This is a genomic window from Streptomyces sp. NPDC028722 (genome assembly GCF_040637655.1).
Taxonomy (GTDB): domain Bacteria; phylum Actinomycetota; class Actinomycetes; order Streptomycetales; family Streptomycetaceae; genus Streptomyces.
Genome location: NZ_JBEZWU010000003.1, coordinates 463,773 through 484,130, shown reverse-complemented (window position 1 = coordinate 484,130; position 20,358 = coordinate 463,773). Strand labels below are relative to the sequence as shown.

General features: G+C 72.3%; 19 protein-coding genes. 7 read left to right on the top strand and 12 right to left on the bottom strand.

The features are described from left to right. Window positions 1–1,572, bottom strand: coding sequence for an FAD-binding oxidoreductase (locus tag AB0F03_RS07550; protein ID WP_361987460.1), 1,572 nt, complete (start codon window positions 1,570–1,572; stop codon window positions 1–3). A 334-nt stretch (window positions 1,573–1,906) separates the two neighbouring features. On the opposite strand from AB0F03_RS07550, the gene pstS reads away from it, so the two are divergent. The 4 genes from pstS (at window position 1,907) to pstB (ending at window position 6,058) form a co-directional block, all read left to right on the top strand. Then, a complete protein-coding gene (gene pstS, locus AB0F03_RS07545; protein ID WP_361987459.1) occupies window positions 1,907–3,037 on the top strand; it encodes a phosphate ABC transporter substrate-binding protein PstS in 1,131 nt (376 codons plus the stop codon). A gap of 115 nt (window positions 3,038–3,152) precedes the next feature. Continuing rightward, window positions 3,153–4,157 (top strand): phosphate ABC transporter permease subunit PstC, encoded by a 1,005-nt coding sequence (gene pstC / locus AB0F03_RS07540; RefSeq protein ID WP_361987457.1) that lies wholly within the window; start codon window positions 3,153–3,155, stop codon window positions 4,155–4,157. Next, window positions 4,154–5,206: a phosphate ABC transporter permease PstA gene (pstA, locus tag AB0F03_RS07535; protein ID WP_361987456.1), complete on the top strand. Its 1,053-nt coding sequence runs from the start codon at window positions 4,154–4,156 to the stop codon at window positions 5,204–5,206. Before pstC ends, pstA begins: the two co-directional genes overlap by 4 nt. Window positions 5,207–5,281: 75 nt before the next feature. After that, window positions 5,282–6,058, top strand: coding sequence for a phosphate ABC transporter ATP-binding protein PstB (gene pstB, locus AB0F03_RS07530; RefSeq protein WP_361987454.1), 777 nt, complete (start codon window positions 5,282–5,284; stop codon window positions 6,056–6,058). A 96-nt stretch (window positions 6,059–6,154) separates the two neighbouring features. Here the strand turns inward: pstB and AB0F03_RS07525 are convergent, their stop codons facing one another. After that, window positions 6,155–7,153 carry an inorganic phosphate transporter gene (locus AB0F03_RS07525; RefSeq protein ID WP_361987452.1) on the bottom strand — a complete coding sequence of 333 codons (999 nt, stop codon included), beginning with the start codon at window positions 7,151–7,153 and terminating at the stop codon, window positions 6,155–6,157. Window positions 7,154–7,160: 7 nt separating this feature from the next. Next, the gene (locus AB0F03_RS07520) at window positions 7,161–7,781 is read right to left on the bottom strand and encodes a DUF47 family protein (protein ID WP_121788071.1); all 621 of its coding nucleotides are present in this window, start codon (window positions 7,779–7,781) and stop codon (window positions 7,161–7,163) included. A 215-nt stretch (window positions 7,782–7,996) separates the two neighbouring features. Between AB0F03_RS07520 and AB0F03_RS07515 the strand changes: the two genes are divergently transcribed. Beyond that, window positions 7,997–8,302, top strand: a complete 306-nt coding sequence (locus AB0F03_RS07515; RefSeq protein ID WP_356818106.1) for a metal-sensitive transcriptional regulator — start codon at window positions 7,997–7,999, stop codon at window positions 8,300–8,302. A 33-nt stretch (window positions 8,303–8,335) separates the two neighbouring features. Here AB0F03_RS07515 and AB0F03_RS07510 read toward each other — a convergent pair whose 3' ends face one another. Together AB0F03_RS07510 and AB0F03_RS07505 are read right to left on the bottom strand one after the other, a co-directional pair. After that, complete coding sequence (locus tag AB0F03_RS07510) at window positions 8,336–8,497, bottom strand: hypothetical protein (protein ID WP_361987531.1); 162 nt, start codon at window positions 8,495–8,497, stop codon at window positions 8,336–8,338. 101 nt (window positions 8,498–8,598) lie between these two features. Further along, window positions 8,599–9,477, bottom strand: coding sequence for a hypothetical protein (locus AB0F03_RS07505; protein ID WP_361987450.1), 879 nt, complete (start codon window positions 9,475–9,477; stop codon window positions 8,599–8,601). A 165-nt stretch (window positions 9,478–9,642) separates the two neighbouring features. Here AB0F03_RS07505 and AB0F03_RS07500 point away from each other — a divergent pair, with 165 nt between their 5' ends. Further along, a complete protein-coding gene (locus AB0F03_RS07500; protein ID WP_361987448.1) occupies window positions 9,643–9,828 on the top strand; it encodes a hypothetical protein in 186 nt (61 codons plus the stop codon). Window positions 9,829–10,613: 785 nt separating this feature from the next. On the opposite strand, the gene AB0F03_RS07495 is transcribed toward AB0F03_RS07500, so the two are convergent. The 7 genes from AB0F03_RS07495 to mshD all read right to left on the bottom strand — a co-directional run bounded on the left by AB0F03_RS07495 (window position 10,614) and on the right by mshD (window position 18,369). Continuing rightward, on the bottom strand, window positions 10,614–11,735 hold the full coding sequence (locus AB0F03_RS07495) for a CHAD domain-containing protein (protein WP_361987446.1): 1,122 nt from the start codon (window positions 11,733–11,735) through the stop codon (window positions 10,614–10,616). Next, a complete protein-coding gene (locus AB0F03_RS07490; protein ID WP_361987445.1) occupies window positions 11,716–13,947 on the bottom strand; it encodes an RNA degradosome polyphosphate kinase in 2,232 nt (743 codons plus the stop codon). Before AB0F03_RS07490 ends, AB0F03_RS07495 begins: the two co-directional genes overlap by 20 nt. A 312-nt stretch (window positions 13,948–14,259) precedes the next feature. Further along, window positions 14,260–15,027 (bottom strand): hypothetical protein, encoded by a 768-nt coding sequence (locus AB0F03_RS07485; protein WP_361987443.1) that lies wholly within the window; start codon window positions 15,025–15,027, stop codon window positions 14,260–14,262. Next, on the bottom strand, window positions 15,024–16,049 hold the full coding sequence (locus AB0F03_RS07480; protein ID WP_361987441.1) for an ABC transporter permease: 1,026 nt from the start codon (window positions 16,047–16,049) through the stop codon (window positions 15,024–15,026). Before AB0F03_RS07480 ends, AB0F03_RS07485 begins: the two co-directional genes overlap by 4 nt. Further along, the gene (locus AB0F03_RS07475) at window positions 16,046–16,927 is read right to left on the bottom strand and encodes an ABC transporter ATP-binding protein (protein WP_361987440.1); all 882 of its coding nucleotides are present in this window, start codon (window positions 16,925–16,927) and stop codon (window positions 16,046–16,048) included. The genes AB0F03_RS07480 and AB0F03_RS07475 overlap by 4 nt, the downstream gene beginning before the upstream one ends. Further along, window positions 16,924–17,310 (bottom strand): GntR family transcriptional regulator, encoded by a 387-nt coding sequence (locus AB0F03_RS07470; protein WP_361987438.1) that lies wholly within the window; start codon window positions 17,308–17,310, stop codon window positions 16,924–16,926. Before AB0F03_RS07470 ends, AB0F03_RS07475 begins: the two co-directional genes overlap by 4 nt. A 132-nt stretch (window positions 17,311–17,442) precedes the next feature. Next, window positions 17,443–18,369 carry a mycothiol synthase gene (gene mshD / locus AB0F03_RS07465; RefSeq protein ID WP_361987436.1) on the bottom strand — a complete coding sequence of 309 codons (927 nt, stop codon included), beginning with the start codon at window positions 18,367–18,369 and terminating at the stop codon, window positions 17,443–17,445. Window positions 18,370–18,499: 130 nt separating this feature from the next. Between mshD and AB0F03_RS07460 the strand changes: the two genes are divergently transcribed. Then, window positions 18,500–20,284 carry a bifunctional metallophosphatase/5'-nucleotidase gene (locus AB0F03_RS07460; RefSeq protein ID WP_361987434.1) on the top strand — a complete coding sequence of 595 codons (1,785 nt, stop codon included), beginning with the start codon at window positions 18,500–18,502 and terminating at the stop codon, window positions 20,282–20,284. Window positions 20,285–20,358 lie beyond the last annotated feature (74 nt).

Here is a 20,358-nt window from a genome sequence, read left to right as displayed (position 1 = left end):
CTACAGCCCCTGCGTGTAGGAGAAGAAGCGCTGGGGGTCGTACTGCTTCTTGACCTTGGCCAGACGGGCGGCCGCGTCCCCGTAGTACGCCGCCTTCCAGTCCTTCAGCGTCGGGTCGGTGTAGTTCTGGTAGGCGGCGCCCGAGGCGTACGGCTTCATCGCGCTGTGGGCCGACGTCAGCCAGGACTGGGCGGTGCTTCCGGAGGCCCCCGCGCCCCAGGACACTATGTACTGGGCCAGCATCCGGGAGCGGCGGTGGACGAACGCGGTGGCGGTCGGCGAGACCCGGTTGACCGCGCCGCCGAGGGCGGTGAACGCGATGCTGCCCGCGCCGCCCCGCACGGCGGCGGTCTGCTTGAGCACGGTCTGGATGCCGGCCGCGGACAGCGAGCGGTCGAAGAAGTCGGAGCGGGCCGCGTACGTCTCCCGGCCGAGCCTGCCCTGCGGGGAGCGGCCCGGCGTGGAGCCGGGCAGGTGGCACTGGGCGTCGGTGGAGAAGGAGGAGCAGCCGGCGTAGATCTCCATCGCCTCCTCGTAGCCGCGGCGGCGCAGGGTGACGGAGGCGGCGTCGGCGCCGGCCCGCTGGGCCAGGTGGTCCACGGCGTTCTTGAGTTCGCCGTAGGTGCCGAGGGAGAAGCAGGAGACCGAGACGCTCGGGGCGCGGCCGGGGGAGCACGACAGGTGCAGGGCGGACCAGATCTCGTCGGGCTGGCTCGGGCCCCACTCCTGCCAGGCCTTGAACACCCGGGCGGCCTTGGCCCAGGGCCAGGTCAGGTAGGCGGTCACGGCCTGCGGTGCCGGGTGCGTCCGGAAGTGCAGCTCGGTGACGACGCCGAAGTTGCCGTTGCCGGCGCCGCGCAGCGCCCAGAACAGGTCGGAGTGGTGGGTGGCGTCCGCGGTGACCTGGGTGCCGTCGGCGGTGATCACGGTGGCCTGGGTGAGGCTGTCGCAGGTCAGGCCGTAGGCGCGGGAGACGACGCCGTGGCCGCCGCCGAGCACCAGCCCGGAGATGCCGACGGTGGGGCAGGAACCGGCGGGCAGGGTGACGCCCTTCGCGGCGAGCGCGCGGTAGACGTCGATCAGCTTGGCGCCGGCGCCCACGACGGCTTGGCCGCCGCCGGCCCGGACCCGGTTCAGCCGGGAGACGTCGAGGATGAGCCGGTTGTCGCCGGAGGAGTAGCCGGCGTAGGAGTGGCCGCCGTTGCGGATCGACACCTTGACGCGGTGCGCGTGGGCGTAGGCCAGGGTCGTCCGGATGTCGGCGGGATGCGCGACGTAGGCCACCGCGGCCGGCTTGAGGCCGTCGAAGCGGGTGTTGTACAGCTGGTGGGCCGTCTTCCAGGAGGCGTCACCGGGCCGCACCAGGGTGCCGTCGAGGTCGCGGGCGAGGGCGGCCCAGTTCGCGGCGGCGCTCGCGCTGGTGGTCCGCAGGCCCGTGAGCGACGATGAACCCGACGGTGCGCCCGGGTGCGCCGCGGCCGGGGCGGAACCGCCTCCGCCCGCACCGCACGCCGTCAGTGCGGTCGTCGCCAGGGCGGCCGTGCCGCCCGAGATGAACGTACGCCGTTCCATGTCCGTCGCCTTTCGTCGGCTCTCGGGGAACGAGACGACGCCCCGCACCGCGGGGTTCCCCCGACCGGATGAAGAACAGCGAATATACGTCCGTGTGGTCCCGCCGCCGGAACCTCCACGTGCTCTCCCCGTGAGCATTCCGTGACCTCACCGGGCCGACGGCAGGGGTTCACTCCTCGTTCACTTCCGGCCATTGGTGGCTTCACCTGTTCTGCCTAATTTCGGCCGTACCGGGTGCTGAGTGCGGGCATGAACGCGCTCGACACACTCGTGCATCTTTTCTCGACCCTCGCGCGCCGCCGACAGCGGCGGCTCCTGGAAGGAACCACCAGAAGTGAAGCTTCAGCGCAAGAACCGGCTGCGCGCCCTGTCCCTCGGTGCTGTCGCTGTCTCCGGCGCCCTGGCGCTGACGGCGTGCGGCTCGGACGACAACGGCGGCGGCGGCAAGGCGTCGGGCAACACCTCCGCGTCGGCCGGCACCGGATCGGTCAAGTGCGACGACGCCAAGGGGCAGCTGCTCGCGGACGGCTCCTCCGCGCAGAAGAACGCGATCGACGCCTGGGTCAAGGCCTTCTCCCAGGCCTGCCACGTGCAGATCAACTACAAGGGCGCCGGCTCGGGTGCCGGTGTCACCTCCTTCAACCAGGGCCAGATCGCGTTCGCCGGTTCGGACTCCGCGCTGAAGCCCGAAGAGGTCACCGCCTCCAAGAAGGTCTGCTCCGGCGGCCAGGGCATCGACCTGCCCATGGTCGGCGGCCCGATCGCCCTCGGCTACAACGTCCCGGGTGTCGACAACCTGGTCCTGGACGCCCCGACCCTCGCCAAGATCTTCGACAGCAAGATCACCAACTGGAACGACGCGGCGATCAAGAAGCTGAACCCCGGCGCGAAGCTGCCCGACCTGAAGATCCAGGCGTTCCACCGCTCCGAGGACTCCGGCACCACGGACAACTTCACCAAGTACCTGATCGCCACCACGCCGGACAACTGGAAGTACTCCGGCGGCAAGGCCTGGCAGGCCAAGGGCGGCCAGGCGGCGTCCGGTTCGGCCGGTGTGGCCCAGGGCGTCAAGCAGAACTCCGGCGCGATCGGCTACTTCGAGCTGTCCTACGCCAAGGACATCTCCACGGTCTCCATCGACACCGGCGCCAAGTCCCCGGTGAAGCCGTCGACCGACTCCGCCACCGCCGACATCGCGGCCGCCAAGGTCGTCGGCACCGGCAAGGACCTGTCGCTCCAGCTCGACTACAAGACCAAGGCCGACGGCGCCTACCCGATCACCCTGGTCACCTACGAGATCGTCTGCGACAAGGGCAACAAGGCCGACACCCTGCCCGCCACCAAGGCGTTCCTGCGCTACATCGCCGGTGAGGACGGCCAGAAGGTGCTGGCGCAGAACGACTACGCCCCGATCCCCGACGAGATCATCACCAAGGTCCGCTCCACCATCGAGGGCCTGAGCTGACCTGATCCGAGAGTGCGGCCCCGGACCACGCAGGTCCGGGCCGCACCGTCCGGTGCACCGCCGCCACGAGTCGCGGCCCCAGATGGGGGCGCGACTCCGCAGACCGGAGAACCCGATGGACATATCGACGACGACCGACGTTCCCCCTCCAAGCCCCCAGCCCCCGGTGACGGAGCAGAAGCGCGCGTCCCGTGGCGCAACCCGCCCCGGTGACCGGATCTTCCTGGGCCTGACCCGCGGCTCCGGCATCCTGCTGCTCGCGGTGATGGGCGCGATCGCGGTGTTCCTCACCTACCGCGCCTCCCTCGCGATCAGCAAGGACCACGGGAACTTCCTCACCACCTTCGAGTGGAACACCAACCTCACCCCGCCGGTGTTCGGCATCGCGGTGCTGGCCTTCGGCACGGTCGTCTCCTCGATCGTCGCCATGGCCATCGCCGTCCCGATCGCCGTCGCGATCGCGCTGTTCCTCACCCACTACGCCCCGCGCCGGCTGAGCGGTCTCATCGCCTACGTGATCGACCTGCTCGCCGCCGTGCCGTCCATCGTCTACGGCCTGTGGGGCGCCCTCGTCCTCGTCCCGCACATGCAGGGCCTGTACGGCTGGCTGGACACCTACCTCGGCTGGACCGGCCTGTTCGCCTGGGACGGCGGGGCCCCCCGTGCGATGCTCACCGTCGGCATCCTGCTGGCGATCATGATCCTGCCGATCATCACCAACGTCAGCCGTGAGGTCTTCCGGCAGGTCCCGCGGATGCACGAGGAGGCCGCGCTGGCCCTCGGCGCCACCCGCTGGGAGGTCGTCCGCATGTCCGTCCTGCCCTTCGGCCGCTCCGGTGTGATCTCCGCGTCGATGCTCGGCCTCGGCCGCGCCCTCGGCGAGACGATGGCCGTCGCCACCGTGCTCTCCCCGGACTACGACATCCATCTCAGCCTGCTCGACCCGGGCGGCGGCACCTTCGCCCAGAACATCGCCAGCAAGTTCGGTGAGGCCACCGAGCAGGGCCGCGACGCGCTGATCGCCTCCGGGTTGGTCCTGTTCGTCATCACCCTGGTGGTCAACGGCGCGGCCCGCGCGATCATCGCCCGCCGCAAGGAGTACTCGGGGGCCAACGCATGAGCACCGCAGCCGTCACCGACAAGCGCCCCGGCTCGCTGCGCGGCGCCCGCCTGCCGAAGTGGTCCCCGTGGGCCATCGCCGCCGGTTCGATCGTCCTGGCGGTCGTCATCGGCCTGGCCGGCGGCCTGCACAGCAAGGTCCAGTGGGGCCTGATCGCCGCGATCCTCTTCGTCCTCGGCACCTACGGCATCGCCACCCGGGTCGAGGGCCGCCGGCAGGCCAAGGACCGGGTCGCCACCTCCCTCGTCTGGGTCGCCTTCCTGCTCGCCGTCGTCCCGCTGGTCTCCCTGGTCTGGACGACCGTCTCGCGCGGCACGAAGGTCCTCGACTTCTACTTCCTCAGCCACTCCATGGGCGTCGTCGCCGACTCCGAGGCCGGCGGCGGCATCTACCACGCCATCATCGGCAGCCTGGAGCAGGTCGGCCTCGCCACCGTCATCGGTGCCCCGGTCGGCGTGCTCACCGCGATCTACCTGGTCGAGTACGGGCGGGGCCGCCTCTCGCAGGCGGTGACCTTCTTCGTCGACGTCATGACGGGCATCCCGTCGATCGTCGCGGGTCTGTTCATCCTCAGCCTGATGCTCATCTTCAAGATGCAGCCGTTCGGCTTCGCCGGTTCGCTGGCCCTGGCCATCCTGATGATGCCGGTCGTCGTCCGCTCCACCGAGGAGATGCTCAAGCTCGTCCCGAACGAGCTGCGCGAGGCGTCCCTGGCGCTCGGCGTGCCGAAGTGGCGGACCATCCTGAAGGTGGTCCTGCCGACGTCCATCGGCGGCATCACCACCGGCATCATGCTCGCCATCGCCCGTATCGCGGGCGAGACGGCGCCGGTCCTGCTGCTCGTCTTCGGCAACCCGTTCATCAACAACAACCCGTTCGAGGGCGCCCAGGCGTCGCTGCCGCTGTACATCTACCAGCAGTACGCGCAGAGCGCGGGCGCCAACGCGGCGTACGACCGCGCGTGGGCGGCGTCCCTCACGCTGATCGCCTTCGTGATGATCCTCAACCTGGTGGCCCGCGGTATCGCCCGCTGGAAGGCCCCGCGCTGACAATCCGCGGCTACCGCCGCGTGGCCGGCCGCCGACCGGGGCCCGCCAGTGCGACTGACTGGAAGTGAAGTAGTAATGGCCAAGCGAATCGACGTGAGCGGACTCACCGCCTACTACGGCTCCCACAAGGCGATCGAAGACATCTCGATGACCGTCGAGCCGCGCTCGGTGACGGCGTTCATCGGCCCCTCCGGCTGCGGCAAGTCGACGTTCCTGCGCACGCTGAACCGGATGCACGAGGTCACCCCGGGTGGCCGTGTCGAGGGCAAGGTGCTGCTCGACGACGAGGACCTTTACGGCACCGGTATCGACCCGGTGTCCGTCCGCCGCGAGGTGGGCATGGTCTTCCAGCGCCCGAACCCGTTCCCCACCATGTCGATCTTCGACAACGTGGCGGCGGGCCTGCGGCTGAACGGCAACTACAAGAAGAGCGAACTGAACGACGTCGTCGAGAAGTCGCTCAAGGGCGCGAACCTCTGGAACGAGGTCAAGGACCGCCTGAACAAGCCGGGCTCCGGCCTGTCCGGCGGCCAGCAGCAGCGCCTGTGCATCGCCCGCGCGATCGCGGTCGCGCCGGACGTCCTGCTGATGGACGAGCCCTGCTCGGCGCTGGACCCGATCTCGACGCTCGCCATCGAGGACCTGATCTGCGAGCTGAAGGAGCGCTTCACGATCGTCATCGTGACGCACAACATGCAGCAGGCGGCGCGGGTCTCGGACCGCACGGCGTTCTTCAACCTGTCGGCGGTCGGCCAGCCCGGCCGGCTGATCGAGATCGACGACACCGAGCGGATCTTCTCCAACCCGTCCGTCCAGGCCACCGAGGACTACATCTCGGGCCGCTTCGGCTGACCCCAGGACCCCTCGCGGTGCTGCATGGCGGTGCCACCGCGAGGATGCAGAAGGGCCCGCCCCCGGATCCCGGGGGCGGGCCCGACGCGTTGTCCGTCAGAGCGCCACGAGGTCGACGATCCCGAAGGCCGCGGCGGCGACCAGCGCGGCGGCCGGCATCGTGATGAACCAGCCGAGGACGATGTTCTTCGCCACGCCCCAGCGGACGGCGTTGACGCGCTTGGTCGCGCCCACACCCATGATCGCCGAGGTGATGACGTGGGTCGTGGAGATCGGCGCCTTGAAGAGGAAGGCGGTCGTGAACATGATCGACGCGCCCGTCGTCTCCGCGGCGAACCCCTGCGGCGGGTCCAGTTCGATGATCTTGCGGCCCAGGGTGCGCATGATCCGCCAGCCACCGGCGTAGGTGCCGAGCGAGAGCATCATCGCGCAGACGAGCTTCACCCAGACCGGGATCGGGTCGTCGAACGTCGAGTGGCCGGAGATCACCAGGGCCAGCACCACGACACCCATGGTCTTCTGGGCGTCCTGGAGGCCGTGGCCGAGCGCCATGCCGGCCGCCGAGACGGTCTGCGCGATGCGGAAGCCCCGCTTGGCCTTGTGCGGGTTGGACCGCCGGAAGAGCCACATGATCGCGGTCATCATCAGGTAGCCGACGATCAGACCCACGACCGGCGACAGGAACATCGGAATGATGATCTTGTCGAGGACGCCGCTCCAGAGCACGTCCGTGCCGCCCGCCAGCGCCGCGCCCACCATGCCGCCGAACAGCGCGTGGGACGACGAGGAGGGCAGCCCGAAGTACCAGGTGACCAGGTTCCAGACGATCGCGCCGACCAGCGCGGCGAAGAGGATGCCCAGCCCCTTCGAGCCCTGGGGTGTCTCGATCAGGCCCTCGCTGACCGTCTTGGCGACCCCGGAACCCAGGAAGGCGCCGGCGAGGTTCATCACGGCCGCCATGGCGAGGGCCGCCCGCGGGGTCAGCGCCCGCGTCGACACCGAGGTGGCGATCGCGTTCGCGGAGTCGTGAAAACCGTTGGTGTACGTGAAGAAGAGCGCGACCGCGATGGTCACGATCAGGGCAAAGGTGTCCATCGACGCCTCAGGACTCCTTGACGGCGATGGTCTCCACCGTGTTCGCCACGTGCTCGAACGCGTCCGCCGCCTCTTCCAGGACGTCGACGATCTGCTTGAGCTTCAGCACCTCGATCGCGTCGTACTTGCCGTTGAAGAGCTGGGCGAGCAGCTTGCGGTGGATCTGGTCCGCCTGGTTCTCCAGCCGGTTGACCTCGATCCAGTACTCGGTGAGGTTGTCCATGGTCCGCAGGTTCGGCATGGCCTCGGCCGTCAGCTCGGCCGCCCGGGCCAGGACCTCGATCTGCTGCTCGACGCCCTTGGGCAGTTCCTCGACGTTGTAGAGGACGACCAGGTCGACGGCCTCCTCCATGAAGTCCATGATGTCGTCGAGGGACGACGCGAGGTTGTAGATGTCCTCGCGGTCGAAGGGCGTGATGAAGGAGGAGTTCAGCTGGTGGAAGATCGCGTGCGTGGCGTCGTCACCGGCGTGTTCCGCGGCCCGCATACGCTCTGCGATCTCGGCCCGGGCGGAGGAGTCCGCCCCGAGCAGTTCCATCAGGAGCTTCGAGCCCGTGACGATGTTGTCCGCGGACGCGGCGAACATGTCGTAGAAGCTCGTCTCCCTGGGGGTCAGACGAAAGCGCACGTGGGGTCCTCGGGGTGCTTCGGTTTCGGTCAGGCTGATGCTAGGCGCATCATCCGGCCACGGCTAATGGGCCGTCCCCCAGTGTCGCCCATGAACCTCGGTGATCAGCACGGGGGCGTACCAACGGCCCTCTACCCCGCAAAGTTCGTTACCATATACCCACAGGGGGTATGTTTCCCTTTTGTCCGCAGCTCGTTCCGAGACGGAGGCCAGCGATGACGACGACCGAGGCCGGCGCCACGCACGGCTACCACCAGCAGAAGGACGAGCACCTCAAGCGGCTGCGCCGCATCGAGGGCCAGATCCGCGGGCTCCAGCGGATGGTCGAGGAGGACACCTACTGCATCGACATACTCACCCAGGTCTCCGCCTCCACCAAGGCGCTCCAGTCCTTCGCGCTCCAGTTGCTGGAGGAGCACCTGCGGCACTGCGTCGCCGACGCGGCCGTCAAGGGCGGTGACGAGATCGACGCGAAGGTGGACGAGGCGACGAAGGCGATCGGCCGCCTGCTGCGCACCTGAGTCGTCCGGTCCCGGTCCCGGTCGGGGTAGCCGTCAGGCCGGATCCCGCTCCTTCGCCACCCGCAGAACCTTGTCGATGCTCTCCAGGCTGAGCCGGTCCTCGGCCGCCGACGCCGCGATGATCAGCTCTCCGCACAGTTCGATCTCGGCGAGAGCCACGTGGTCCTGTACCGCCGTACCACCGACCGGAGCCACCCGCCTCACCTCTTTCCCGCCGTCACCGACTTCCTAGGGTAGGCAGCGGCCCACACGCCGCGCATGGCACGGACGGGCTACTTACCGGGTGGTGTCCCGGACTAGTGCTCCGGCCGGTTTCCGACCCCGCCGGTGGTGGTGCGCTCGGCGACCCGGCCGGCGTAGATGTCCGCCGGCGCCGGCAGCCGCACCTCGGCGGGGACGCCGAAGTCGTACAGCAGCAGGGTCGAGGCGACCGCCACGGTGGCCTTCCGGCGGCCGTTGACGAAGCTGAAGCGCTGCCGGAGCTTGCGGATGCGGCCCTGGTCGTCCAGGTAGACGTCGAACGGCACCGCGGCCGTGGCGAAGCCCTTCGCCGCGGCGGCCAGGGACGCGGCGTTGCCGGCGGAGGCGGACCGGGCCGCCCGGGCCAGGTCGGCGATGCCCCGGTAGTGCCGCACCGCCGTCCCGCCGACCCGGGTCCGGCCGACGAACACCGCCTGCCGCGTCCCGCGCAGCACCTCGGCCGCCGCGTACGGGTCGGTCGCGCCGCCGGTGACCAGGTTGCCGTCGGACAGCGTCGCGCTGTCCACCCGCACCCACTTGTCGGCGGGCACGCCCGCGCCCCGGTTCTTCATGAACAGCGCGCCCGGGGCGAGGAGTTCGGTGATGGGCCGGTGCTCGGAGGTGCCCGCGGGATCCTCGGGCAGCATGACGGTGAGCCGGCCCAGGCGGTGCCGGTAGTCGTAGACACCCCGGCCGCGGATGGTGACCCGGGTGCCGCCGGTCGCCATCTCCATGGAGGTGCCGGCCTTGGAACTGCCCGCGTCACGCAGCGCGTCGGCCGCCCGGTGCAGCACGGCGACCGGATCGCCGCCGCCCTTGACGTCCTCGGCGGCGGCCCCGCTGCCGGCACAGCCGGTGGCGGCCGTCCCGAGGCCCAGGAGGATGCCCACCGCGACGACCGTCCTGCCCGCGCGTCTGTCCTGCCGCCGATCCATCGCCTGCCTACCCCCAGCCGGAGTGTCCGTCACGGGTCGCCCTGTCGTCCGGATAACGACGGCTGGGGAACGCCGTCACGCGCCGCCCCGGGCACCGAGCGGAGGCGCGGAAACCCCGGGCATGCGCGGGGGTGGCTTCGCCGCCGGCTGGGTACCGTTGTCGGCGTGGCAGTCACCGCGGCGCAGCAGGACGGGCCGGAGCGTGCCCGGCCCGGGCAGGAACACCTCACGACGACGGCGGAGCAGGGCCGTTTCTGCGTGGCCAGATGCAGCTGCGGCTGGCGCGGCCCCGCCCGCCGAGCCCGCAGCCAGGCCCGCACGGACGCGGAGAGCCACCCGACGGTCCGGTGACGCAACGGCCCCGTCCCTCCGCGCGCCCGCTGCCTCTGGCCGTTCCTCCCAGGCCCCCGGCCGCCGGTGCCCCGGTGACGGAGCCCACCACCACGGCGCCCACCGAGTGCGCCTGGCCCGGCCACTCGGTGTCCGGCGCCCGGCGCTGCGGCCTGCGGCTGGCCGCCTGACCCGGGGGGCGCCCGCGCCCCGGCCCGGCGCCGGGGCTGAATCCCGCCGTTCCGCGCGGCCGATGAACACGGCAGGCCCTCGGCCACTCGGTGGCTGCCCCGGCGGTGCGGCAGTGGTTGGCCAGGCCAGCCCACGGGGTGCCCGCGCCCCGGTCCGGCGCCGGGGCTGAACCCCGCCGTTCCGCGCGGCCGGTGGACATGGCAGGCTGCCGGACGCCGGTGCCGGGGTGCGTAACTCACCTCCGGCTGCCTGGGCCGTGAGGTCGTTCACACCTCGGCTCGGTGATGGGGCTCCACCCGCGCGCCGGCGCCCGGCGCTGCGGCCCCGCGGCCGGCCGCCCGGCCCGCGGGATGCCCACGTCCCGGCCCGGCGCCGAGGCTCGATCCCGCCGCTCCGCGCGGCCGGTGGGCATGGTGGCCCTCGGCCGCTCGGCCGCTCGGCCGCTCGGCGCCCGGCGCTGCGGCCGCGGCCGGCCGCCCGGCCTACGGGTGGCCACGTCCCGGTCCGGTGCCGGGGCTCAATACCGTCGCTCCGCGCGGCCGGTGGGTCTGGGCGGTCCCGGGCTCCGGGCGGTTTTGCGGGGCGGGTTCCCCGCCGTCGGGCGCTCCCGTGGCTCAGGGGGTGGTGGCCGTGTGGTTCTGCCAGGTTCGCTGGAAGGTGAAGCGGGATGCTTCCACCTCGTGGCGTTGGTCGGCGTGGAGGACGCCGAGGGCGTAGGCCGTGGCCGGGGTGATGCGGGGGGTGCGGGCCGCCTGGGCCGCCGCGGCTGCCGCCTCCGAGGCGTCCCGGTGGCGGTTGAGGGCCTGGCCCGCGGTCAGCAGGCGTACGTCCACGGGGGCGGCGGTGCCGGGGCCGTGCAGGACCTCGTGGGCGTACCGGTGCAGGCGCAGCAGGAGGCGGACCTGGTGCCAGGGGCCGTCCTGGGCGTGCGGTGACGGGTCCGGGGACAGGCCGTGGACCAGGGCCTCCGCGTTGTAGGGGTGGCCGGCGGTGACCAGAGGGAGGGCGGCGACGGCGTCCGTGAGGCGTTCCTCGGCCGCCGCGGCGAGCGTGTGCAGGGCGGTGGTGGGGGCGGCCGGGGCGAGGGGCACCTCGCTGGCGAGCAGGGCGACCTTGTCCGCGACGGCGTGGAAACGGGAGGAGCCGAGGGCCTGGAGGGCCGTGGAGTGGGCCCGGGTCCGGGCCAGGGTGAGCTGGCGTTCGAGCAGGGCGCCCGCCTTGGCCGCGCCGACCGTGAGGGCGCTGCGCTCCGCTGTCGCCGTCGGGCGGTCGGGGCCCGAGGGGCCGACGGCGGCCGGGGTCACCGTACGCCCGGGGAACACCACCGCTCCCGACAGCCGCTGCAACGCCAGCAGCAGCCGCTCCAGCCGGGCCTCGTAGGCGTGCTCCAGGCCCAGCGTGCCCGACAGCCAGGCCAGTTCCGGGCGCATCTCCTCGGACCAGTCGGGGTCGACCAGGGGGCGGAAGGTGTGCAGGCTGCCGCTGATGCGGCGGGCCGAGCGGCGCAGGGCGCGGGCGGCGTCGACGGACGCCTCCGCGCCGTTCGGGCCCACGCCCGTGCCTCCGCCGCCCGCGCGCGCCCGGGCGGGGGCGCTTCCGCTCTGGCCCCCGGTCTCCCGGTGCAGCCGCAGGGCGCGGAGGAACTCCGTGGCCTGGGCACGCAGGTAGCCCGCGAGGGCGTCCCCGGTGACCGTGAGGGGCGGGGTGTCCGTCGGGTCAGGGTGTCGCTGTGCCACGCCGGCGCCTCCGGGCGTCTATGAGCATCTCCTGGACGTTGCGCAGGGGCTGGCCGTCCGTGTCGGTCGCGTGCCGGGTCCACTCGCCGTCGGGGCCGAGGTGCCAGGAGGCCGTGGTGTCGGACATGCCGGTGTCCAGCAGCCGGTCCAGGGCCGCCCGGTGGCCGGGGTCGACGACCCGGACCAGGGCTTCTATCCGGCGGTCGAGGTTGCGGTGCATCATGTCGGCGCTGCCGAACCACACCTCGGGTTCGCCGCCGTTGCCGAAGGCGAACACCCGGGAGTGTTCGAGGAAGCGGCCGAGGATGGAGCGGACCCGGATGTTCTCCGACAGGCCCGCGACGCCGGGGCGGACGGCGCAGATGCCGCGGACCCAGATGTCGACCGGTACGCCCGCCTGGGACGCCCGGTACAGCGCGTCGATGACCGCCTCGTCCACCATCGAGTTGACCTTGATGCGGACGAACGCGGTCCGGCCGGCCCGGTGGTGCTGGGCCTCCTTGTCGATCCGCGCGATCAGGCCGTCGCGCAGGGACTTGGGGGCGACGAGGAGCCGGCGGTAGGTCTCGCGGCGCGAGTAGCCGGACAGCCGGTTGAAGAGGTCGGAGAGGTCCGCGCCGACCTGGGGGTCGGCCGTGAGGAGGCCGAGGTCCTCGTAGAGGCGGGCCGTCTTCGGGTGGTAGTTGCCGGTGCCGACGTGGCTGTACCGGCGCAGGGTGTCGCCCTCCTGGCGGACCACGAGGGACAGCTTGCAGTGGGTCTTCAGGCCGACCAGGCCGTAGACGACATGGCAGCCGGCCTCCTCCAGCTTGCGCGCCCACTTGATGTTGGCGTGCTCGTCGAAGCGGGCCTTGATCTCGACCAGGACGAGGACCTGCTTGCCGGACTCGGCGGCGTCGATGAGCGCGTCGACTATGGGGGAGTCGCCGGAGGTGCGGTACAGGGTCTGCTTGATGGCGAGGACGTCCGGGTCGGCCGCCGCCTGCTCCAGGAAGGCCTGCACGGAGGTGGAGAAGCTGTCGTACGGGTGGTGCAGGAGCACGTCCCGGGCGCGCAGGGCCGCGAAGACGTCGGGCGCGGACGCTGACTCGACCTCGGCGAGGTCGCGGTGGGTGCCGGCGACGAACTTGCGGTACTTCAGCTCCGGCCGGTCCAGGGAGTGGATGCGGAAGAGGCCGGTGAGGTCGAGGGGGCCCGGCAGCGGGTACACCTCGGCCTCGGAGATCTTCAGCTCGCGCACGAGGAGGTCGAGCACCTCGCGGTCGATGGACTCCTCGACCTCCAGGCGCACGGGCGGGCCGAAGCGGCGCCGCATGAGTTCCTTCTCCAGGGCCTGGAGGAGGTTCTCGGTGTCGTCCTCCTCGACCTCCAGGTCCTCGTTGCGGGTGAGGCGGAAGGTGTGGTGCTCCAGCACCTCCATGCCCGGGAACAGCTCTTCCAGGTGGGCGGCGATGACGTCCTCGATGGGGACGTAGCGGCCGGGGCTGCTCTCCAGGAAGCGGGACAGCAGCGGCGGCACCTTCACCCGCGCGAAGTGCCGGTGGCCGCTGACGGGGTTGCGTACGATCACGGCCAGGTTCAGGGAGAGACCGGAGATGTACGGGAAGGGGTGCGCGGGGTCCACGGCCAGCGGGGTGAGGACGGGGAAGATCTGGTGCCGGAAGAGGGTGAAGAGCCGTGCCTGCTCCTTCTCGGCCAGCTCGTTCCAGCGGACGAGGTGGATGCCCTCCTCGGCGAGCGCGGGGGCGATGTCCTCGTGGTAGCAGGCGGCGTGCCGGGCCATCAGCTCGCGGGAGCGGGCCCAGATCATCTCCAGGACCTCGCGCGGCTGGAGGCCGGAGGCGGAGCGGGTGGCGACGCCGGTGGCGATGCGGCGCTTGAGGCCGGCCACCCGGACCATGAAGAACTCGTCGAGGTTGCTGGCGAAGATCGCGAGGAAGTTGGCGCGCTCCAGCAGGGGGGTGGCCGGGTCCTCGGCCAGTTCCAGGACGCGTTCGTTGAAGGCCAGCCAGCTGCGTTCCCGGTCGAGGAAGCGGCCCTGGGGCAGTGGGCTGCCGCCGGCCTGTGACTCCTCGTACGCGTCGAGGTCCGCGTCGATGTCGGGTTCCAGATCGGAGACCGCGGCCGCCACGGTGTGCGGGCGGTGCGCGGCGAGGGAGCCCACGGAGGGCTGGGGGTGCTGGACTTCCGCCTGGGTGTCTGACTGGCTCATGAACCCATTCTTCCGCGCGGCGGGTGACACAGGCGCGTCGGAACGTGCGGGCGGGAGCGTCACGGCCCCGTTCCCCGCGGGCCCCTCGGGGGGCGGCGAAGATTCTGGCACGGCGGGCTTCATTGGCCGAGCGTCGCAAGCCCGTCTGAATCAGCGGTTACGGAGACATGACGTGCGGGATAGCGCGGGGCGGCCCGAAGGGGTTCTCGGTCGTGAAAAGGCCCGGTCCGGTACGTGCGGTGGCGTACCGGACCGGGCGCGCGCGGCGGAGGGATTCGGGCGGGCCGGAGGACTCGGGGCGGACCGGAGGGCTCAGGCGGACCGGCGGCGCAGGACCGCGTAGGCGGCGGTGGTGGCGAGTGCGGTCAGGGCGAGGGCCATGCCGGTGGCGGCCAGGTGCAGCGGCCAGAAGCCGTGCAGCGGGCCGCGTAGCGGCAGCCACAGCTCGCGCAGGTACAGCCGTACGGCCAGGGTGGCGGCGCAGGCGGCGGCGAGCGCGGGGAGCGTACGGCGCAGGGCCAGGCCGGCGAGGGCGCCCGTGGCCAGCGCGCACAGCGTGAGCGCGGGCAGCAGCGGGCCGCGCGGGACGAAGACGCGGTCCCAGGCCCAGTGGGTGACGAAGACGTCCTGGTCGGCGGACCACACCGTGTTGTACACCAGGGCGAGCACGGCGGTGCCGGCGAGCAGGGGCACCGCGGCCGTGGCCAGTTTCGCGGTCAGCCAGCGGACCGGGGTGGCGCCCTGGGTCCAGGCGAGCGCGGCGGTGCCGGACTCCAGTTCGCGGCCGACGAGGGCGGCCCCGGCCCAGGCGGCCACCGCGCAGGGGGTGTAGGAGAGGGCTTCGCCGAGGAGGTTCATGACGTTGCTGGTGTCGGTGAACGCGGTGTACACGCACCAGCGTCCGGGCACGCAGGACCGGTCCCGGGGAGCCGCCGAGCAGTGGACCCAGAGCAGTCCGCCGGCCGTGAGGACCACGAACGCGGTCCACACGAGCAGGGCCGGGCGGTGCAGCCGCAGCAGGGTGCGGCCGATGGCCGGGCGGCCGGCGGCCGGGTGGGCGGTGGCGGGCGAGAGGGTCATGCGGCGGTTCCTCCGGTGGCGGTCCTGCCCGCGGTGGTGGCCGTGGCCGGTCCGGTCAGCCGGCGCAGGGCCAGGAAGCAGCCGAGGACGAGCAGCCCGGCCACGGCGAGGACCAGCGCGCTGGTGGTGAGCTGGAGCGGCCAGTAGTGGGAGAAGGGGTGGTAGGTGTTCCAGTGCCCGGTGAATCCGGCGTACGCGTTCTGGCAGGCCTCGAAGGAGCCGCATTGGGGGACGGGCACGTGGGCGCCGGTACGGGTGATCACGCCCTGGTCGACGGTGAGGCCGGAGCCGGCGAATCCCTGGTCCATCGTGGAGACGCGGGTGACGGCGGGCCACAGGTGCGGCAGCGCGATCTCGGCCAGGCCCCGCACGCCGGCGGCGACGACCGTGCCGACCAGGAGCGCGGGCAGGGTACGGCGGAGCAGCAGCCCGGCGAGGGCGCCGGCGGCGAGTCCGGCGAGGGTCAGGGCGACGATGCTGGGGCCGCCCGCGTGGAAGGTCCAGCGGTCGGACCACGGCTTGGCGGTGTCGATGCGGCCGTGGCCCGCGTTCCAGGCCAGGTGGTGCAGCCAGAAAAGCGGCGTGGTCCCGGCGGTGACGGCGAGGGCCGGCACGGCCAGCCGGACCGCCAGCCAGCGTGCCGGTGACGCGCCCTGCGTCCAGGACAGCAGGGCGGTGCCGGACTCCAGTTCCCGGCCGGTGAGGGCGGCGCCGGCCCAGGCGGCCACCAGGAGGGGCAGCGCGTTCAGCGCGAGGGTGGCGTAGCCGTAGTAGTCCTTGTAGCGCAGGATCGCGGCCTGGTCGTAGTGGCACCGCTCACCGGCGCAGGCGTCGTACTGCCGCCAGGCCTCGGCGGCGGCGTCGGCGAGCGGGCCGCGCAGGGCGAGCAGCAGGGCCGCCAGGGCGAGCACCAGGGCCGCCCACCCGTACAGCGCGGGCCGGTGCAGGCGCAGCACCCAGCGGGACAGGCGCGGGCTCGTGGCGGCCGGCGCCGGGGCGGTGCCGGTCACGGTGGCGGTCATGCGGCACTCTCCTCGGTGAGGCCCGGCGCGCCGGGGTTGCGCAGGTGGGCGAGGACCAGGTCCTCCAGTGAGGGGGCGGAGGTGCGCCAGTCGCCGGGGAGCGGGGCGGCCGGGCGGATCAGCGCGGTGAGCTGGCGGCCGGTGACCCGGGACTCCACCACGGTGTGCCCGCCGAGGGCGGTGGTGTCGGCGGCGCCGGTCACCCGCAGATGGGCGGCGAGCAGGTCGTCGATCTCGCCGGCCAGCCGGATCCGGCCGCCGCCGACCAGCAGCAGGTGGTCGCAGGAGTCCTCCAGCTCGGCGACGACGTGCGACGACATGACGATGGTGGTGCCGTACTGGGCGGCGTCCGCCATCAGCGTGCCCATCAGCTCGTGCCGGGCCAGCGGGTCCAGGTCGGCCATGGGCTCGTCGAGGAGCAGCAGGCCGGGCCGCTTGCCGAGGGCGAGGGCGAGCGCGACGCGGGTGCGCTGGCCGCCGGACAGGGAGCGGACGCGGGCCTTCGGGTCCAGGTCGCCGCCCGCGACGACCTGCTCGGCGACGGACGTGTCCCAGTGGCCGGGGTTGAGGTCGGCGCCCATGCGCAGGGTCTCGGCGATGGTGAGCTGCGGGTAGAGCGGCTTGTCCTGGGCGACGAAGCCGATCCGGGGGCGGGCCGCGGCGGGTGTGGTGCCGAGGACGCTCACGGTGCCCTCGGTGGGGGCGGTGAGGCCGGCGGCCAGGGCCAGCAGCGTGGACTTGCCGGCGCCGTTGGGGCCGACGACGGCGCACACACGCCCGGTGGGCAGCCGGAACGAGCAGTCCCGCAGGGCCCAGGCCCCACGGCGGCCGAACCGTTTGCCGAGAGCCTCGGCCCTCAACGCCGTGTCGCTGCTCATGACGGATCTCCCTGGAAGTGCTTGTCGAGTACGGCGGTGAAGAGTGCGGCCACGTCGTCCCGCTCCAGCCCGGCGGCGCGGGCGTCGCGCGCCCACTGCTCCAGTTCGGTGCGCAGCGGGGAGTCGGCGGGGGCGGTGCCGAGGGACCGGCGCACGAAGGTGCCGAGTCCGCGCCGCGCCTCCACCAGGCCCTCGCGTTCCAGCTCCCGGTAGGCCTTCAGGACGGTGTTGGGGTTGATGGCGGTGGCCTCCACCACTTCGCGTGCCGTGGGCAGCCGGTCGCCCGGTTCCAGCAGGCCCATGCGGAGGGCCTGTTTGGTCTGCTGGACGATCTGCACGTAGGTGGCCACGCCGCTGTGCCGGTCGATGCGGTATTCGACCATCGCTACACCACCCTTTCACTAATCAAGTAGTGAAAGGGTGGTGCAAGGGCGCGCCGAAGTCAACTCCGGTACGCCGGACCCCGGCTCCGGATGCCGCCGGGGTCCCTCACGCGCGGGTGCGGCGGGCGGGGCTCACGTCTCCGTGCGGTACATCAGGTCCGTCTCGTGGACCCGGAAGCCCAGGCGTTCGTAGACCGACACCGCCGCCTTGTTGTCGGCGTCGACGTAGAGCATCGCGGCCGGCAGCTGCTGGGCGGCCAGGTGGCGCAGGCCGATCGTGGTGAGGGCCTTGCCGAGGCCGCCGCCCTGCGCGCCGGGGCGCACGCCGACGACGTACACCTCGCCCAGCCCCTCCTCGGCGTGCGTCTTGGTCCAGTGGAAGCCGATCAGCTCCCCGGCCCGCTCGGCGAGGAAGAAACCGGCCGGGTCGAACCACGGCTCGGCCTTGCGGGCGTCCAGGTCCCGCTGGGTCAGCGAGCCCTGCTCCGGGTGGTGGGCGAAGGCGGCGGCGTTCACCGCGAGCCAGGCCGCGTCGTCCTTGCCGGGCACGAAGGCGCGTACGGTCACGCCCTCGGGCAGTGTCGGGGCGGGCAGCTCCAGGTCGGTCAACGAGCGGCGCATCTGGCGCAGTTCGCGGAACAAGGTCAGCCCGAGGACCTGGGCGAGGTGCCGAGCGGCCGGGTGCCCGCCGTGCGCCCACACCCGCAGCCGCTTGCCGGAGGCGGCGAGCAGGGCCGAGCCCAGCGCCCGGCCGTGCCCGTGCCCGCGGTGCGCCGGGTGCACGACGAGCTCGGCGGCCGGCGCCTCCACCGGGTCGGTGTCCTCCAGCTGGGCGTAGCCGGCGGGCTCCCCGTCGACGGTCAGCAGCAGATGGGAGACGCCCGGGCGGGCACCTCCGCGCAGCTGGAGCCGGCCCTGCTCGGACACCGGCTGCTGCCCGTCCACCCGGGCGGCCTCGCCGAGCAGGTGCAGCACGGCCTCGGCCCGGTCCGGGGTGAGCGCGGAGTAGGTCTCGATGGAGCGGGAGGGGAAGGCCCCTACGGTGTCGTCGCTGCTCATGCGTACGAGGGTACGGGGCGGGCGCCGGGAAGTGCCGAAACCAGGATGTGACCCCGAACCCCCTGTCGCGCTACGCGCGTTGACCCTAGGCTGCGCCGAGCCAGCACAGCCGACCCACAGGGGGGTCCCCATGCCAGCCGCGCCCCGGCGCACCGGACGTCGCACGTACGGTCTTCTCGCCACCGCCGCAGGCCTCGCCACGATGGCCGCGCTCACCGCCGCGCTCCCGGCGGACGCGCACGACGGCGGGAGCCGTCCCGGCCGCTACCAGGACGTGCAGCTGCTCTCCTTCAACGACCTGCACGGCAACCTGGAGCCCCCGGCCGGCTCCTCCGGCCGGGTCAGCGAACTCCAGCCGGACGGTACGACCAGGACGGTCGACGCGGGCGGTGTCGAGTACCTCGCCACCCATCTCCGCCAGGCCCGTGCGGGCCACCCGTACTCGATCACCGCCGCCGGCGGAGACATGGTCGGCGCCTCCCCGCTGCTGTCGGGCCTGTTCCACGACGAGCCGACCGTCGAGGCGCTGAACAAGCTGGACCTGGACGTCACCTCGGTCGGCAACCACGAGTTCGACGAGGGCGCCCGGGAGCTGGCCCGCCTCCAGAACGGCGGCTGCCACCCCACGGACGGCTGCTACACCGGCAAGAGGTTCCGGGGCGCGGACTTCCCGTACCTGGCCGCGAACGTCACGGACGACAAGACCGGCAAGCCGATCCTGAAGCCGTACTGGATCTGGAAGAAGAAGGACGTCCGCATCGGCTTCATCGGCGTCACGCTCAAGGGCACCCCGGGCATCGTCTCGGCGGACGGCGTCAAGGGACTGACCTTCAAGGACGAGGCCGACACCATCAACAAGTACGCCAAGGTGCTCCAGCGCCGGGGCGTGCAGTCGATCGTGGCCCTCATCCACGAGGGCGGCTACCCGGCCTCCGGCACCTACAACTACGACTGCGACTCCCCGGGCGCCGGCGCCGGCCTGTCCGGCCCGATCGTGGACATCGCCAGGAACGTCACCCCGGCGGTGGACGCCCTGGTCACCGGCCACACCCACCAGGCGTACGTCTGCACGGTCCCCGACCCGTCCGGCCGGCCCCGCATGGTGACCTCCGCGGCCTCCTTCGGCCGGCTCTACACGGACACCACACTGACGTACGACCGCCGCACCGGCGACATCGCGCGTACGGCGGTGAGGTCCGCGAACCACGTGGTCACCCGGGACGTCCCCAGGGCGCCGGACATGACCGACCTGATCTCCCGCTGGAACACCCTGGCGGCCCCCATCGGCAACCGCCCCATCGGCTACATCTCCGCCGACGTCGACAACACCGGCACCGAGTCCCCGATGGGCGACCTGATCGCCGACGCGCAGCTCGCCCACGGCCGCGCACTCGACCCGAGGACCAGCCTGGCCCTGATGAACCCCGGCGGGGTGCGGGCCGGCCTGACCTACGCGGCCAAGGGCACCGAGGGCGACGGCGTGGTCACCTACGCCGAGGGCTTCACGGTCCAGCCGTTCGCCAACACCGTCAACCTCCAGGACTTCACCGGCGCCCAGCTGATCCAGGTGCTGAAGGAGCAGGTGAGCGGGGTCAACGAGGCGGCGCCGAAGATCCTCCAGCCGTCGGCGGGGCTGACGTACACGCTGGACCTGACGAAGTCGGGCGCGGACCGCGTGGTGACGGACTCGATCCGGCTGAACGGCACGCCGGTCGACCCGGCGGCCACCTACCGCGTCGCCACCAACAGCTTCCTCGCGGGCGGCGGCGACGGCTTCCCGACGCTGGGGCAGGGCACGGGCGACCTGGTGGGCGGCGACGACCTGACCGCCCTGGCGGACTATCTGACGGCGCACTCGTCGGCGAGCGGCCCGATCGCCCCGCCGAAGGCCGACCGGATCACCGTCGTGCGGTGAGAGCCGGATGAACCCCTGGTGGCTCCGCATCCGCGACGGCGGGTGCGGAGCCACCGGTGTATCGGGGACCGGTG